Annotated in this window: 13 protein-coding genes; 5 read left to right on the plus strand and 8 right to left on the minus strand. The window is 55.4% G+C overall.

Features of this window, described 5'->3' with window-relative positions:
- Nucleotides 1-51: 51 nt before the first annotated feature.
- Both hexR and ACI7MX_RS06550 read left to right on the plus strand, forming a co-directional pair.
- On the plus strand, nucleotides 52-918 hold the full coding sequence (gene hexR / locus ACI7MX_RS06545) for a transcriptional regulator HexR (protein WP_314489971.1): 867 nt from the start codon (nucleotides 52-54) through the stop codon (nucleotides 916-918).
- A 143-nt stretch (nucleotides 919-1,061) separates the two neighbouring features.
- A complete protein-coding gene (locus ACI7MX_RS06550) occupies nucleotides 1,062-1,274 on the plus strand; it encodes a PA3496 family putative envelope integrity protein (protein ID WP_314489973.1) in 213 nt (70 codons plus the stop codon).
- Here ACI7MX_RS06550 and ACI7MX_RS06555 read toward each other — a convergent pair.
- Nucleotides 1,216-2,178 carry a LysR family transcriptional regulator gene (locus ACI7MX_RS06555; RefSeq protein ID WP_314489975.1) on the minus strand — a complete coding sequence of 321 codons (963 nt, stop codon included), beginning with the start codon at nucleotides 2,176-2,178 and terminating at the stop codon, nucleotides 1,216-1,218. The genes ACI7MX_RS06550 and ACI7MX_RS06555 overlap by 59 nt on opposite strands.
- A 190-nt stretch (nucleotides 2,179-2,368) precedes the next feature.
- On the opposite strand from ACI7MX_RS06555, the gene ACI7MX_RS06560 reads away from it, so the two are divergent.
- Together ACI7MX_RS06560 and oadA are read left to right on the plus strand one after the other, a co-directional pair.
- A complete protein-coding gene (locus ACI7MX_RS06560) occupies nucleotides 2,369-3,784 on the plus strand; it encodes an acetyl-CoA carboxylase biotin carboxylase subunit (RefSeq protein ID WP_122783536.1) in 1,416 nt (471 codons plus the stop codon).
- 11 nt (nucleotides 3,785-3,795) lie between these two features.
- Entirely contained in the window at nucleotides 3,796-5,604 is a 1,809-nt protein-coding gene (gene oadA / locus ACI7MX_RS06565; protein ID WP_405583955.1) for a sodium-extruding oxaloacetate decarboxylase subunit alpha, read from the plus strand.
- A gap of 112 nt (nucleotides 5,605-5,716) precedes the next feature.
- Here oadA and ACI7MX_RS06570 read toward each other — a convergent pair whose 3' ends face one another.
- The 4 genes from ACI7MX_RS06570 to ACI7MX_RS06585 form a co-directional block, all read right to left on the minus strand.
- Nucleotides 5,717-6,694 (minus strand): hypothetical protein, encoded by a 978-nt coding sequence (locus ACI7MX_RS06570; protein ID WP_405583952.1) that lies wholly within the window; start codon nucleotides 6,692-6,694, stop codon nucleotides 5,717-5,719.
- Between the two features lie 564 nt (nucleotides 6,695-7,258).
- Entirely contained in the window at nucleotides 7,259-7,939 is a 681-nt protein-coding gene (locus tag ACI7MX_RS06575; RefSeq protein WP_405583949.1) for a GNAT family N-acetyltransferase, read from the minus strand.
- 14 nt (nucleotides 7,940-7,953) lie between these two features.
- Nucleotides 7,954-8,406 carry a GNAT family N-acetyltransferase gene (locus ACI7MX_RS06580; protein WP_314491396.1) on the minus strand — a complete coding sequence of 151 codons (453 nt, stop codon included), beginning with the start codon at nucleotides 8,404-8,406 and terminating at the stop codon, nucleotides 7,954-7,956.
- A 5-nt stretch (nucleotides 8,407-8,411) separates the two neighbouring features.
- Entirely contained in the window at nucleotides 8,412-9,041 is a 630-nt protein-coding gene (locus ACI7MX_RS06585; protein WP_405583945.1) for an FMN-binding negative transcriptional regulator, read from the minus strand.
- 89 nt (nucleotides 9,042-9,130) lie between these two features.
- Between ACI7MX_RS06585 and ACI7MX_RS06590 the strand changes: the two genes are divergently transcribed.
- Nucleotides 9,131-10,678: a PLP-dependent aminotransferase family protein gene (locus tag ACI7MX_RS06590; RefSeq protein WP_405583942.1), complete on the plus strand. Its 1,548-nt coding sequence runs from the start codon at nucleotides 9,131-9,133 to the stop codon at nucleotides 10,676-10,678.
- A 48-nt stretch (nucleotides 10,679-10,726) separates the two neighbouring features.
- Here ACI7MX_RS06590 and ACI7MX_RS06595 read toward each other — a convergent pair whose 3' ends face one another.
- From ACI7MX_RS06595 to ACI7MX_RS06605, 3 genes are all read right to left on the minus strand, one after another.
- Nucleotides 10,727-11,764 (minus strand): histone deacetylase family protein, encoded by a 1,038-nt coding sequence (locus tag ACI7MX_RS06595; RefSeq protein WP_405583939.1) that lies wholly within the window; start codon nucleotides 11,762-11,764, stop codon nucleotides 10,727-10,729.
- A gap of 146 nt (nucleotides 11,765-11,910) precedes the next feature.
- Nucleotides 11,911-12,903: an AraC family transcriptional regulator gene (locus ACI7MX_RS06600; RefSeq protein ID WP_314491407.1), complete on the minus strand. Its 993-nt coding sequence runs from the start codon at nucleotides 12,901-12,903 to the stop codon at nucleotides 11,911-11,913.
- A gap of 62 nt (nucleotides 12,904-12,965) precedes the next feature.
- Nucleotides 12,966-13,970, minus strand: a complete 1,005-nt coding sequence (locus tag ACI7MX_RS06605) for an asparaginase (protein ID WP_405583936.1) — start codon at nucleotides 13,968-13,970, stop codon at nucleotides 12,966-12,968.
- Between the last annotated feature and the right edge of the window lie 10 nt (nucleotides 13,971-13,980).

Here is a 13,980-nt window from a genome sequence, read left to right on the forward strand (position 1 = left end):
CAAGATTGCTACATCCCCGGCGCCTGCCGCTTACAGACCGAGTCCAGTCCTTTGAACCTGCTGCAACATATTGCCCAGTCACGCCACCTGTTACGTAAATCGGAACTCAAGGTTGCCGATCACGTGCTGCTTGATCCTGCGGCTGTAATGCACAGTTCCATGGCAGACCTTGCGCATAGCGTCGGAATCAGCGAACCCACCATCGTGCGTTTTTGCCGTGCGATTGGTTGTTCAGGGTTTCAGGATCTAAAACTCAAGCTTGCGCAAAGCTTGGCCGCGGGCGCCAGTTTTGGTCAATTTGCGATCCATGAAGACGATTCGGTTGCTGATTACAGCCTGAAAATCTTTGACACAACGTTGCACACGTTAATGGACGTGCGCGAGAAACTTGACCCAGTTGCATTGCAGAAGGCTGTGACGGCCATGTCGCAGGCTCAACGTGTTGAGTTTTATGGTTTCGGAGCGTCGGGAGCTGTAGCCGCAGATGCCCAACACAAGTTCTTTCGCCTGTTACTGACGGCGGCTGCGTATTCTGATCCGCACATGCAAGCCATGTCGGCCGTCACGTTAAAGCCTACCGACGTGGCGGTCTGCATTTCACAGTCAGGTCGCTCCAAGGATTTACTGATTACCGCCAACCTCGTACGCGAAAGCGGCGCTACGTTGATTACGTTATGCCCTAGCCAAACACCCTTGGCTGAACTGGCGACCATCAATCTGGCAATTGATGTGCATGAAGACACCGAAATCTATACGCCGTTGACTTCTCGTATTGCTCACCTGGTGGTGATCGATGTGCTGGCGATGGGCGTTGCCATGGCCCGCGGCCCGAGCTTGGTCAACCACCTCAAAAGCGTTAAGCGCAGCCTTCGCAGTTTGCGCCTGTCGCCTAAATCGCTCAAAAGCCACGAAGACTAAAGCCCCTCACCCTAGCCCTCACCCAGAGGGCTAGGGTGAGGGGATTTGGATTTTGCTTTCATTTCCCTGTCATCTCACCTTCGCAATGCCGTCACAAACAAAGCGCATCGTAAAGCTCCCGTACACGCCTTGGGAGACTCGAAATGGCCCAGCCTTACGAAGAACGCAACAGCGCCGTCAAAACCCGCCGTCAGCAAGAAGATCAGCGCCGCATGGCTTTTCGTCGCGCGATTGAAGATCGTACGGACCAGCGCCAGCTGCGTCTTGAGACAGAAGATTATCCTGACCTCAACGGCCTCAATTATTGGCATACCGGCCCGGCAACTGCCCGTCGAAGCGTTCAACCAACGCGCTGATTTGCTGGCGTTCCGAGCGTATAAAGCCCAGAAATGCATGCGCCACGGGTGACAGGCGTTTCGCCTTGGCCTGCACCACGCACCAACTGCGATACAGCGGTAACTCTTCAATCGGCAACTCACGCAACAGGCCGGTCGCCAGTTCCAGGCTGACGGCGTGGCGGGTCAACAACGCCACGCCCAATCCTGCCACCGCACATTCGCGCTGTGATTCGTTGGATGACACTTCAAGGGTTTGACCGAAGTGCACGCGCTTCTCTTTGAAATATTCTTCGCACGCCAATCGAGTGCCCGAACCTTGCTCACGCATCAGCAAGGTGTAGGGCTCCAAGTCTTGCAAGCGCAGTGGGCCGCGTTCACACAACGGATGATCAGCGGGCGCTACCGCGACAATCGGATTATTCAAAAACGGCAAAAACTCGAGGCCCATGTCTTGCGGCACCATCGACATGATCACCAAATCATCACGGTTATCTGAAAGCCGGCGAACGGCCTGAGCCCGGTTGACCACTGTGAGCTGCAAATTAACCTCGGGATGCTGGCGCTTGAACGCTGCAAACAAATGCGGCACAAAATATTTTGCACTCGATTCGATGGCTAATTTCAACTGGCCCTGCAACGAACCCAGCATGTCCGATAACTGCATATCGAGGTTTTCAAGTCGCCCAAAAATGTCACGACTGGCCAGCTGAAGCGCTTCAGCGGCCTCGGTCATGTACAGCTTTTTGCCTACGTAATCGAATAATGGCTGACCAATCAGCTCTTCCAACTGACGAATTTGTAGACTTACGGCGGGTTGCGTCAGCGACATTTCCTCTGCTGCTCGGCTATAAGAGCGCAAATCACAGACTTCATTGAAGATCTGTAATTGTCGAAAAGTTATACGCATCAATGACTTACGCATTTTATTGAAGTTATCCGAAGCAATAAGTTTTCTGACTATAAGTCTTTACTTATGCACGACCCAAGAATTATTGATTTTTGTTTATTGTTGCGTGGGTCTAGTGTGGCAACACAACGGTTCAGACACATTTGGACACGTGCCGACCTGGTCTAGCAGGTCGTTTGTTCCATGGGCTTTAGGGAAAATCCAAGTGATAAAAAAGATCCTGATCGCCAACCGCGGAGAAATTGCTGTCCGTATCGTGCGTGCTTGCGCAGAGATGGGCATTCGTTCCGTAGCCGTCTATTCCGAGGCAGACCGCCATGCTCTGCACGTAAAGCGTGCCGACGAAGCGCATAGCATTGGCGAAGACCCGCTGGCCGGTTATTTGAACCCGCGCAAGCTGGTGAATCTGGCGGTCGAAACAGGCTGTGATGCATTGCATCCGGGCTACGGTTTCCTGTCGGAAAACGCTGAACTGGCAGATATTTGCGCCGAGCGCGGAATCAAGTTCATCGGCCCGGCCGCCGAAGTGATTCGCCGCATGGGCGACAAAACTGAAGCCCGTCGCAGCATGATCAAGGCCGGTGTACCGGTTACGCCGGGCACTGAAGGCAACGTTGCCGACATTCATGAGGCCCTGCTTGAAGGCGAGCGCATTGGCTATCCGGTCATGCTCAAGGCCACGTCAGGTGGTGGCGGTCGTGGGATTCGTCGCTGCAACAGCCGTGAAGAACTGGAACAAGCCTTTCCTCGCGTGATCTCTGAAGCGACCAAAGCGTTTGGTTCGGCAGAAGTGTTTCTCGAAAAATGCATCGTCAACCCCAAGCACATCGAGGCTCAAATTCTCGGTGACAGCTTCGGCAACGTGGTGCATTTGTTTGAGCGCGACTGCTCCATCCAGCGTCGCAACCAAAAGCTCATCGAAATTGCCCCAAGCCCTCAACTGACCCCGGAACAGCGCGCTTATATCGGCGACCTGTCGGTGCGCGCAGCCAAGGCCGTGGGTTACGAGAATGCCGGTACTGTGGAGTTCCTGCTCGCCGAGGGCGAGGTGTACTTCATGGAGATGAACACACGGGTGCAGGTGGAACACACCATCACCGAAGAAATCACCGGCATCGACATTGTGCGTGAGCAGATTCGCATCGCCTCTGGCCTGCCTCTCTCGATCAAGCAAGAAGATATTCAGCACCGTGGGTTTGCCCTGCAGTTCCGGATTAACGCTGAAGACCCGAAAAACAACTTCCTGCCCAGCTTCGGCAAGATCACCCGTTACTACGCCCCCGGCGGGCCTGGCGTGCGTACCGACACGGCGATCTATACCGGCTACACCATCCCGCCGTACTACGACTCTATGTGTCTGAAACTGGTGGTATGGGCGCTGACGTGGGAAGAAGCGATGGACCGTGGTTTGCGCGCCCTCGACGACATGCGTCTGCAAGGGGTCAAAACCACTGCCGCGTACTACCAGGAAATCCTGCGTAACCCGGAATTTCGTAGTGGCCAGTTCAACACCAGCTTCGTAGAAAGCCACCCGGAACTGACCAATTACTCGATCAAGCGCAAACCCGAAGAGCTGGCTCTGGCCATCGCTGCTGCCATTGCCGCCCACGCAGGCCTGTGAGGAATAAAACAATGTCTAAAAAGATTTTCGTTACCGACACCATCCTGCGTGACGCCCATCAGTCGCTGCTGGCCACTCGCATGCGCACCGAAGACATGCTGCCGATTTGCGACAAGCTCGACAAAGTCGGCTACTGGTCGCTTGAAGTGTGGGGCGGCGCGACCTTTGACGCCTGTGTACGTTTTCTGAAAGAAGACCCGTGGGAGCGTCTGCGCCAACTGCGTGCGGCATTGCCTAACACTCGTCTGCAAATGCTGCTGCGCGGTCAGAACCTGCTGGGCTATCGCCATTACAGCGACGACGTCGTTAAAGCATTCGTCGCTAAAGCGGCTGTCAACGGCATCGACGTCTTCCGCATCTTCGATGCCATGAACGACGTGCGTAACCTGCGTGTAGCCATTGAAGCTGTCAAAGCCGCTGGCAAGCACGCTCAAGGCACCATCGCCTACACCACCAGCCCGGTGCACACTGTTGATGCGTTTGTGGCTCAGGCCAAGCAAATGGAAGCCATGGGTTGCGACTCGATCGCGATCAAAGACATGGCTGGCCTGCTCACACCGTTCGCCACGGGCGACCTGGTTAAAGCACTGAAAGCTGAAATCAGCCTGCCGATCTTTATTCACTCCCACGACACGGCCGGTCTGGCAAGCATGTGCCAGCTCAAGGCTATCGAGAACGGCGCTGATCACATCGACACCGCGATCTCCAGCTTTGCGTGGGGCACCAGTCATCCGGGCACCGAGTCCATGGTTGCGGCCCTTAAAGGCAGCGAATACGACACCGGCATCGACCTGGCGCTGTTGCAGGAAATTGGCCTGTACTTCTATGCCGTGCGTAAGAAATACCACCAGTTCGAAAGCGAATTCACCGCCGTCGACACCCGTGTACAAGTGAATCAGGTGCCGGGCGGGATGATCTCCAACCTCGCCAACCAGCTCAAAGAGCAGGGCGCTCTGAACCGCATGAGCGAAGTGCTGGCTGAGATCCCGCGTGTGCGTGAAGACCTGGGCTTCCCACCGCTGGTGACACCGACCTCACAAATCGTCGGCACTCAAGCGTTCTTCAACGTACTGGCCGGTGAGCGCTACAAAACCATCACCAACGAAGTGAAGCTTTACCTGCAAGGCGGCTACGGCAAAGCGCCGGGCGTTGTGAACGAACAACTGCGTCGTCAGGCCATTGGTAACGAAGAGCTGATCGACGTACGTCCGGCTGACCTGCTCAAGCCAGAAATGGTCAAACTGCGTGCCGAAATTGGCGCACTGGCCAAGTCCGAAGAAGACGTCCTGACCTTCGCCATGTTCCCGGACATCGGTCGCAAGTTCCTGGAAGAGCGTGCGGCAGGCACCCTGACCCCTGAAGTGCTGCTGCCTATTCCTGAGGCGGGTGGCGTGAGCAAGGCGGGTGGCGAGGGCGTACCGACCGAATTCGTGATCGACGTGCACGGCGAAAGCTACCGCGTCGACATCACCGGCGTAGGCGTCAAGGCGGAAGGCAAGCGTCACTTCTATCTGTCGATCGACGGCATGCCCGAAGAGGTGGTGTTCGAACCGCTCAACGAATTCGTGGGCGGCGCTTCGAGCAAGCGCAAGCAGGCCAGCGAGCCGGGCCACGTCAGCACGGCCATGCCAGGCAATATCGTCGATGTCTTGGTCAATGTGGGCGATACGGTCAAGGCTGGCCAATCGGTACTGATCACCGAAGCCATGAAGATGGAGACCGAAGTACAGGCTGCCATTGCAGGCAAAATCATCACCATCCATGTCATCAAAGGCGATCGCGTTAACCCGGGCGAAATTCTGATCGAAATCGAAGCCTGATATTGCCTATGATACAAACGCTTTAAACCTCGGGGGAGCATGTGCTCCCCTTTTTTTTTGCCTGTGTGAAATCTTTATTTGCTCTTTAAGCATCAACACGAGTCGCACTAGATCACTGATAAGAATCAACAATTGAATACAGTGAATATCCATTGCGATGTTGAAGCATGTCTGTGTTTGACACGCTTTTCTTATCGTTCGAAGGCTTAACGGCCGACTCAATCAAACTGAGGTATAAGCCCTCAGCGGTTAATAGCCGCATGGGGATATTGATCCATGTGTTGACGCCTTCTGTATTTGCTTCGGCTCCCAGTACAGTGTCAGTGGAGCTCTTGAGGTTTGAGTAAGCTGGGAAGTCTATTTGGCCAATGTCATGTTGAATCATGATCAATTGTGCGTGCGCATACAGCACGTCCGCAGGCTTATAGTCACGCCACACACGTTCGCCTTCACTCATGCCCGAGGCCAGTTGAGCGTCTCGCAAGTAAGCGGTCAGCCCGATCCAAGGGACTTGAACGTCGCGGTGGCTGAGTGGTTTCACGAGTCCAGATGTCTGCTTGCGAAACTCAATATCGCGCTCTGTCAGATCCAGAAACGCGACCTGGCGTTCAATGGGCGTAAACGCTCCGCAAGCATCAAATGCGATGTGTGAAAGCGAAAGCCTGTCCAACCCTTCAAATGGATTATCAGAAGTAATATTGGCATGCAGTTTTTCTTGGCCGTAAAAGGACTTCAAAAGATAGTTGCTCGCCTGCATGGACAGGGCGATACGTTGTCGCGTATGCAGTTCAGGTAACTCCCGCAAGGCTAACGCCTGTTGACCCTGGGTTGAGAGTTGGTGATGAAGGTCTTGAATAAAACCCTCAAATCCCTTTGCCGCTGATGAGTTGTCGACTTCAGGACGTTGCGTTAGGGCGGATATTTGCAGCGCGGCAGAAGACAAGGAAACAGTAACCCCTGTACGGGTAACTATTGCCTTGGCGTCAGCCGCCTCAGGTGTATCGATTACCGGATTGTCATCCATCCTCAGCGTCATACCGGCTGCAACGGATCGGTAGTTCATCAGAAAATTAGCTCGAATTTCGGCCATACGAATTCCTCGGATCCTGCAGGCCACATTCGTTATGCCGCAGATCTGTTTTTATTTGGGAACTATTGAATGCCTGTATCGAAAACTACATCGACACTGTATCGAGATAACTTTAATGAAGTGGCTTCAGTTATACGGTAAACGTAATATTTTCAGAAGTTGTTAATAGTGGAACGCGAAAGTTGCTGTGTAGCTGTAGGGTATTTTTCACCTAGGATTGAGACGTGGACCCTAAATATGTACTACGTGTGAAGCAGAAAACCTGCAGGTTGTATCTATACCTATAGGTTGGCGTCTATAAAGGTTTTATATGTTTCGTGCGCAGTAGGAAATACCGCCAAGAGAAGCTCTTGGGGAAACCTCAGATGAACCTCTTATCCTGCCAAATTCAGGTAATCATGAAGCGGTCGTAAATCCATTTGATCTCGTTTTTCTTTGGCGCGTAGTGTGCGAGGTTGCATGCCTGCAGCAAATTTGGGGCTGTACGGGGATTCTTGTCTGTAATTTTTGTCTCGGCCTAAACAAAAACGCCCAACAGTCCTTGTTGAGCGTATTGATCAAAATTTATACAGCGACACGCCTGCATTCTTCCAGCGTCTTGATTTGACCGTTTTCAGATTGGTTATCCAGTGCCAGCCATTTTTCAAAGCCTGCCGCTATAGGGGGCCATTCCGTACTAATAATGCTGTACCACGTAGTATCTCTATTCTTGCCTTTAACGACCATATGCTGACGAAATACGCCTTCGTATGTGTACCCCAATCGTACTGCGGTACGTTTGGAGCGGGCGTTGTCATTGTTGCACTTCCACTCCAAACGGCGATTGCCCAACGCAAAGGCTTCCTTGGCCAGCAAGTAGACCGCTTCGGTACTTCTAGGCGAACGCTGCATCGTAGCGCCGAAGGTGACGTGGCCGATCTCGATACGCCCGTGATCCGGCACGATGCACATCAGGCTGATGGTGCCTTGAGCGTGGCTGGTCTTTAGATCGATAACGGTATAAAAATGCGGGTCACGGCTGGTCGCGTTGTTTTGCAGCCACGCGTCAAAAGCCTCACGCTCAGTGAAGGGCCCATAAGGCAAGTAATCCCATAGCGTCGGATCGCTTTCAGGCCCTTGAAAGGCTAGCCATAAATCGTCGCCGTGACGGGTCGGGTCGAGCTTTTCCAGACGAATGTAACGCCCTTCAAGTGTTCGGTTGTCCGGGGTCTTGGCCGGTTGCCAGTGTTGTAGATCTTCAGGCATTGCGCGTTCCTTTTTTATGACAAGGCTTTGCGAAACTGAATAAACCCGGGCCGTTCGGCAAGGCGTTCATAGAGGGCAATCGCGGTGGCGTTGGTTTCGTGGGTTAACCAATGAACTTTGGCACACTGTGCCGCGCGGGCCGTGGCGTAAACGTGTTCGATCAACTGGCGGCCCACACCGGTGCCTCGCACGTCCGGGCTGACGAACAGATCTTGCAGGTAGCACGAATTGCCAATGCTCCAGTTGGAGCGGTGATAAATGAACTGGACCATGCCAACCGCCTTTCCACCCTGCCAAGCCAGCGCAAGGTGAGTCGGTTCCACCGGATCTAGAAAGCGCTGCCACGTCGAGTCACTGACCTCGCCAGGCAATTCAGTCTTGTAGAACTGCAAATAAGCCTGCCACAGCGGTCTCCAGGCATCGTGATCGGTGGCGCTGGCAGGTTTTATCTGGATGGACTGCGTCATGAGGGCTATTCCTTAGCGATTAATCTAGCGAGTGCATGGTCGTGCGGGTTGCTGTTGGCCAGCAGCCCATCGCGTACGCCTGCCTGATCGGCTGCACTACGGTTTTGGCTGAGTTTGCGTTTGCCAATGAGGCGCGCGATGGGCAAGCGGAAACCGACGATGGCCTTGAGCATGCTGTCGATGTAGTCCGCAGGCGCATCACTCACCGACCAAGATTTCGGTCGGTTGGCTTCGTGTCGGTTGCTGAGTTGGCTGACCAGCTCAAGCAAGCGAGGTGCATCTTCAAACACGTCAGGCTGCGCGTAGGCGTGTACCGCCACATAGTTCCAGGTAGGCACCGCTTTGCCGTGCTCGGCTTTGCTGGGGTAGAACGACGGGCTGATATAGGCTTGTTCGCCCGCAAAAATAACCAGTGCTTGCGCCCCTTCAGCCAGGTCCTGGCATTGCGGGTTAGCACGGGCCAGGTGTCCGTAAAGCGTGCCGTATAGACCTTCCTCAGGGTTGAGCAGCAAGGGCACATGACTGGCTATCAAACCTTGGCGGCCCTGTGTGATGAGCACCGGGAGGGCAGTGGCCTGCATCTGTTCATGAAGCGTCCGGGTGTCGTTTTCTGCGAAAGCGCGAGGTACGTACATGGAAATTTCCCTTGGCGAATGGCTGCATCCTAGGCAGGCTAATGGTTCGTTGTAAGAGCCACTAACGACCATTTTCGTAGGTCCAATGTATGCCTGACTCTGCGTTGTCCATCGCCTTTAACCCTGCCGGTATTGAGCTTGATCCGAAAAAAGGGTTAAGCCGCCAGCTTTATCAGGCATTGCGCCTGCGTGTGCTAGATGGTCGCTTAAGCAGCGGCTCACGATTGCCCGCCAGCCGTGACTTGGCCGTGGCGTTGGGTATTTCGCGTAATAGCGTCGTCCGGGCATACGATCAGCTTTATGCCGAAGGCTTTATTGAAGGACGAATTGGGAATGGCACTTATGTGGCGCACTTAACCGAAAAAGCAGTGCCCTTGAAAAAGTTGTCCACCAACTTGTCCACAGGCTTTTCAACAAGGTTATCCCCAGTCTTATCCACAAAATCGGCTGATTTACCTGTAATTACATCCAGTAAAGTTATCCACAGTTCGGCTTTGTGCAGGGTCTCCAAACACGCTTTGGACCTGCCTCCGAGTGGCGCGCCGCGTGCTTTTCGAGTGGGTGTGCCTGCGTTCGACTTATTTCCTTTCCCGGTCTGGAGCAAGCTGCAAGCGGCATTTTGGCGCAAGCCCGATCTCGAACAGCTGTGTTACGGCAACCCGGCAGGTGACAAGCGTCTGCGTGAGCTCATTGCGGCTTATTTGCGCACTTCGCGTGGTCTTGCATGTTCTGCTGAGCAAATTTTGATCACCAGCGGTGCGCAGCAGGGAATTAGCCTTTGTGCACAGCTGCTGGTTGAGCCAGGCGAAGGGGTGGCGGTCGAGAATCCTGGCTACCGCGCAGCGGCTCATGCCTTTTCGATTGCGGGAGCAAATGTGCAGGGAGTAGCGGTGGATGAGCAGGGCATGAAGTGCGCTGCCTTGGCGCATTTGAACAATTGCCGACTGGCGTATGTCACCCCGTCACATCAATACCCCACGGGTGTCACCATGAGTCTGGCCCGGCGCCTTGAGCTGCTGGAGTGGGCAGAGCGCTGCCAGGGTTGGATTATTGAGGACGACTACGACGGTGAATACCGGTATAGCGGGGCGCCACTGGCACCCTTGGCGGCGCTGGATCGTCAGGGCCGAGTCATTTATGTCGGTACGTTCGGCAAGATTGCATTTCCCGCATTACGCTTGGGGTATTTGGTGTTGCCTGAAGGTTTGGTCGAGTCCTTTGCCCGGCGGCGCTCTCTGGATATGCGCCATTCGGAGGTCAGCACCCAGGTCGTCATGGCAGAGTTTATGGCCGCGGGACACTTTCAGCGGCATATCCGACGCATGCGCCGCGCGGCGCTGAGTCGACGTAACACGTTACTGGCGCATTGGCCTCAAGGCATAGAGGGTGTCGGGCCGATGCCGAACATTGTCGCAGGGCTGCACGTGGCTGTGCCTGTAGTGAGCCGCGAGCGTGAGCGGGAGTTGCTGGCGCGGGCTAAAGAGGCCGAGGTGGAAATTGTCGGGCTGAGTCGGTATTGGCTGGAGGATAGCGTTGAGCCTGTGGATAACCGTGCAGGCCTGGTATTGGGATTTGCGGCGGTTCCGGAAGTGGAAATCAAGGCGGCTTTGGATCGGTTGGGCAGGGTGTGGCGCTAAAAATACTCGCCCCTTACCACAGGGCGAGGGCGAGCTCAGGGGGCTGTTTCAATCGTCAACACGGCCTTCAAAGCCTTCCAGCACATTGACTGCATTAATGCCGATTTCCTCAACGGCGTAGCCCCCTTCCATTACAAATAGCGTGGGTTTGCCTAGACGCGCAATGCGCTCACCCATACGCAGGTAATCCGTGCTATCGAGTTTGAACTGGGAAATCGGGTCGTTTTTGAACGTATCCACTCCGAGCGAAACCACAATCACGTCCGCGTCGTAGCCTTCTATTTCGATACAGGCCAATTCCAGCGCTTCACTCCAGCGCTCCCAATCGGAGCCGGCGGCCAAGGGATAGTTAATATTGAACCCTTCGCCAGCACCTTCACCGCGCTCATCCTCGTACCCAAGAAAGAACGGAAACTCGGCCTCTGGGTGGCCGTGAATCGAGGTGAACAATACGTCGTTACGTGCATAGAAAATCGACTGTGTGCCATTGCCGTGGTGATAGTCAACGTCGAGGATGGCGACCTTGCGGCGGCCCTGATCAATGAATGCCTGAGCTGCAATGGCCGCATTGTTGAGGTAGCAGTATCCGCCCATTAAATCGCTGGCAGCGTGATGGCCCGGCGGGCGGCACAGTGCAAAAGCGCTGTGCGCGCCATTTTGTATCGCCGCCTGTGCCGTAAGGGCGACTTGCGCAGCGCTGTAGGCTGCCTGCCACGTGCCAGCAGTAATCGGTGCGCCGCCGTCAAAGCTGTAATAACCCAGTTGGCCGTGCAGGCTGGTTGGCAATACGGCGCGAAGTGTACGTGCCGGCCACGTGTAAGGCAGCAAGTCACCGTCACGGCCATGCTCGGTCCAGCGATCCCACGCGCCCTCGAAAAAGGCCAGATACGCCGCGTCGTGTACGCGCAGAATCGGCGCGCGACCAAAGTCATTTGGGGGCTGCACTGCGCCCAGTTGGCGTGCGTGCACTCGTTGCAAAATATGATCCGCACGCGATGGCATTTCGAAGCAAGGTAACAGCTGTCCGTCCATCAACTCGCAGCGGCCATGATGCAGATGGTGATCGTCGGAATAGATAGTCAGCATTTTTGTTGTTCTCCGCGGGCGTAATCAGTGACTTCCAGTGTTGCGGCAACGTGCGTTTCCGAGAACGACAAGAATGGCCAAAAAGGGATCTATAGGGCCGAAATGTATGACCGCTATTCGCCCCATTTTGGCCGTGGATGCCCTGTTCAAGCGCGAAACTGGCTAGGGGCTACGCCGCTCCAGCGAATAAAGGCATGGCGAAAACTGGCGGTCTCGCTAAAGCCCAGCGTCTCCGCAATTCGATAAATAGGCCATTCGGTTTCATGCAGTAACAGTTTGGCCCGCTCAAAGCGTAACTCGTCGAGCAGGTTTTGGTAGCTGCACCCGGCCTCATGCAAATGCCGGCGCAAGGTGCGCGGTGAGCTGTTCATTTGTTCCGCCAGCCCCTCAAGCCCCGGCGCTGCATGGAGCTGGACGGCGAGCAATTTGCGAATTCTCGCCAACCAGGTTTGTCGCCCTGTGAACTCCAGATTTTGCTTGCGACAACGTTCAGCCATTGCTTGATGGGTGATCGGATCAGCGAGTGGCAGGGGTTGATCGAGCCAGTGTCGGGAAAAAGCGAAGGCGTTGTCAGGGGCGTTAAATGAACGAGGGCAGTCGAACGTACTGGCATAGCGCGCGTGATAGTCAGGTTTGCTGTGAGTAAAGCGCGCAGCCTCCAACGCAAACGGCTGACCGATCAAGTCCTCGCAGATCACCTTCAAAGAGGCCAGGCACAGTTCGGCATTGAAAATGGCCAATGAAGGGCTCGCCGTATAGTGATCGGCGCAGAACCACACCTGATTGCCTTCGATCTTCAGGCTTAACTGAAAAAGTGTTCCCAGCAGCGCCGGGTAGCGTAGGGCCAGTTCTAAAGCGTCACCTAACGTTGCACTGGTGAGCAGGGCGTAGCCCAGCATGCCGTAGGACGACACGTGCATGCGCTGGCCTAATTCCAGGCCGATTTCGCGGCGCAGAGCGACGGCGTTGGCGCAGACCTGCATCTCTTGGGTGGTGGTAATACGCGTGTCTGAGCGGCTCAAGTCAGCGGTTCGTATGCCGCTTCCTGCCAGCAGCGTGTCGCAAGGCAAGCCTTGAGACTTGAAGGTGCTGAGCACCAGTGAGACCGCATTGAGGGTGGTGAGGTGGGAATGCAGCATGTTCGCTTCCTGCCTGAGGGTGCAGGAAGCGAGCAAGTTGTGTGCCGTTGCGCAACGTTGACTTACGCCAGCTCCCCACACACATCCAGTTCTATCAACTGACGCACTTCTGCCAGCGGCAGATCAGCACCCAGCAACGCATGCAGCTTGCCGAACACCGCTTCGCGGGTCATGCCGCCACCCGACAGAACGCCAGCCGCACGCAAACGGCTGCCGGCTTCGTACACGTCGAGTTCAACACCGCCTTCGTGGCATTGCGTGATGGCGACCACTAGGATGCCGTTTTCTTGCGCGCGTTGCAGGCTGGCCAGAAAATCGGGGTTATCACTGGGGCCGGTGCCGCTGCCGAAGCATTCCAATACCAGCGCCTCTATCCCGCTGTTGAGCAACGCATCGAGCTGTGCGGCGCCAATGCCGGGTACCAGCGGTAAGACGCCCACACTGGCTTCGTGCTTGGGCTGGCGGTACATCAACTCGCCTGGTAACGCCTCCGCTTTCGGCGCGCCGCCATTGCGCTTAAGCGCCACAAAAGGGTTGCGCCCGAAGCTGCGGACTTTGGCACAGCGCGTTGGAGCCAGCAGTGCGCCGTGGAAGTAAAGCTGAACGCCATTGGGTTGCCCTTGGGCCAGCGCGCTCAAGGCGCCGCTAACGTTTTCCCAGGCATCGCTGTCGGGTACGCCTGCCGGCAGCATGGAGCCTGTGAACAGCACCGGCGCAGGCAGACCTACCAGCTGAAAGCACATTGCCGCAGCGCTGTAGGCTAGCGTGTCGGTCCCATGCAGGACTAATACCGAGTCACAGTCATCTTGTTCGATTGCGTCGATAATTGCCTGGCGCAGACGCAGCCAATAGGCAGGCGTCATGTTGGCACTGTCGATCAGCGGATCCATCTCGCAAAAGCGCCATTGTGGTACTTGCAGGTGGGGTTGGCTGGCGAGGTATTCAGCCATGCGCGCCTCGAAGCCGGACGCGGGAGCCAGACCGTTAGCGCTGGCTTGCATGCCAATTGTTCCACCGGTGTAGAGCACCATCACGCGTTGGGCGCTGGGATGAGGGGCTGGCGTCATTAACAGGGTC

The sequence above is a fragment of the Pseudomonas sp. 2024-210 genome (assembly GCF_045062345.1).
GTDB lineage: Bacteria > Pseudomonadota > Gammaproteobacteria > Pseudomonadales > Pseudomonadaceae > Aquipseudomonas.

Coding starts and splice junctions, on each gene's coding strand:
- ACI7MX_RS06550 (WP_314489973.1), top strand. CDS start 1,062: ATGGCCCAGCCTTACGAAGAACGCAACAGCGCCGTCAAAACCCGCCGT.
- ACI7MX_RS06555 (WP_314489975.1), bottom strand. CDS start 2,178: ATGCGTAAGTCATTGATGCGTATAACTTTTCGACAATTACAGATCTTC.
- oadA (WP_405583955.1), top strand. CDS start 3,796: ATGTCTAAAAAGATTTTCGTTACCGACACCATCCTGCGTGACGCCCAT.
- ACI7MX_RS06570 (WP_405583952.1), bottom strand. CDS start 6,694: ATGGCCGAAATTCGAGCTAATTTTCTGATGAACTACCGATCCGTTGCA.
- ACI7MX_RS06575 (WP_405583949.1), bottom strand. CDS start 7,939: ATGCCTGAAGATCTACAACACTGGCAACCGGCCAAGACCCCGGACAAC.
- ACI7MX_RS06580 (WP_314491396.1), bottom strand. CDS start 8,406: ATGACGCAGTCCATCCAGATAAAACCTGCCAGCGCCACCGATCACGAT.
- ACI7MX_RS06585 (WP_405583945.1), bottom strand. CDS start 9,041: ATGTACGTACCTCGCGCTTTCGCAGAAAACGACACCCGGACGCTTCAT.
- ACI7MX_RS06590 (WP_405583942.1), top strand. CDS start 9,131: ATGCCTGACTCTGCGTTGTCCATCGCCTTTAACCCTGCCGGTATTGAG.
- ACI7MX_RS06595 (WP_405583939.1), bottom strand. CDS start 11,764: ATGCTGACTATCTATTCCGACGATCACCATCTGCATCATGGCCGCTGC.
- ACI7MX_RS06600 (WP_314491407.1), bottom strand. CDS start 12,903: ATGCTGCATTCCCACCTCACCACCCTCAATGCGGTCTCACTGGTGCTC.
- ACI7MX_RS06605 (WP_405583936.1), bottom strand. CDS start 13,970: ATGACGCCAGCCCCTCATCCCAGCGCCCAACGCGTGATGGTGCTCTAC.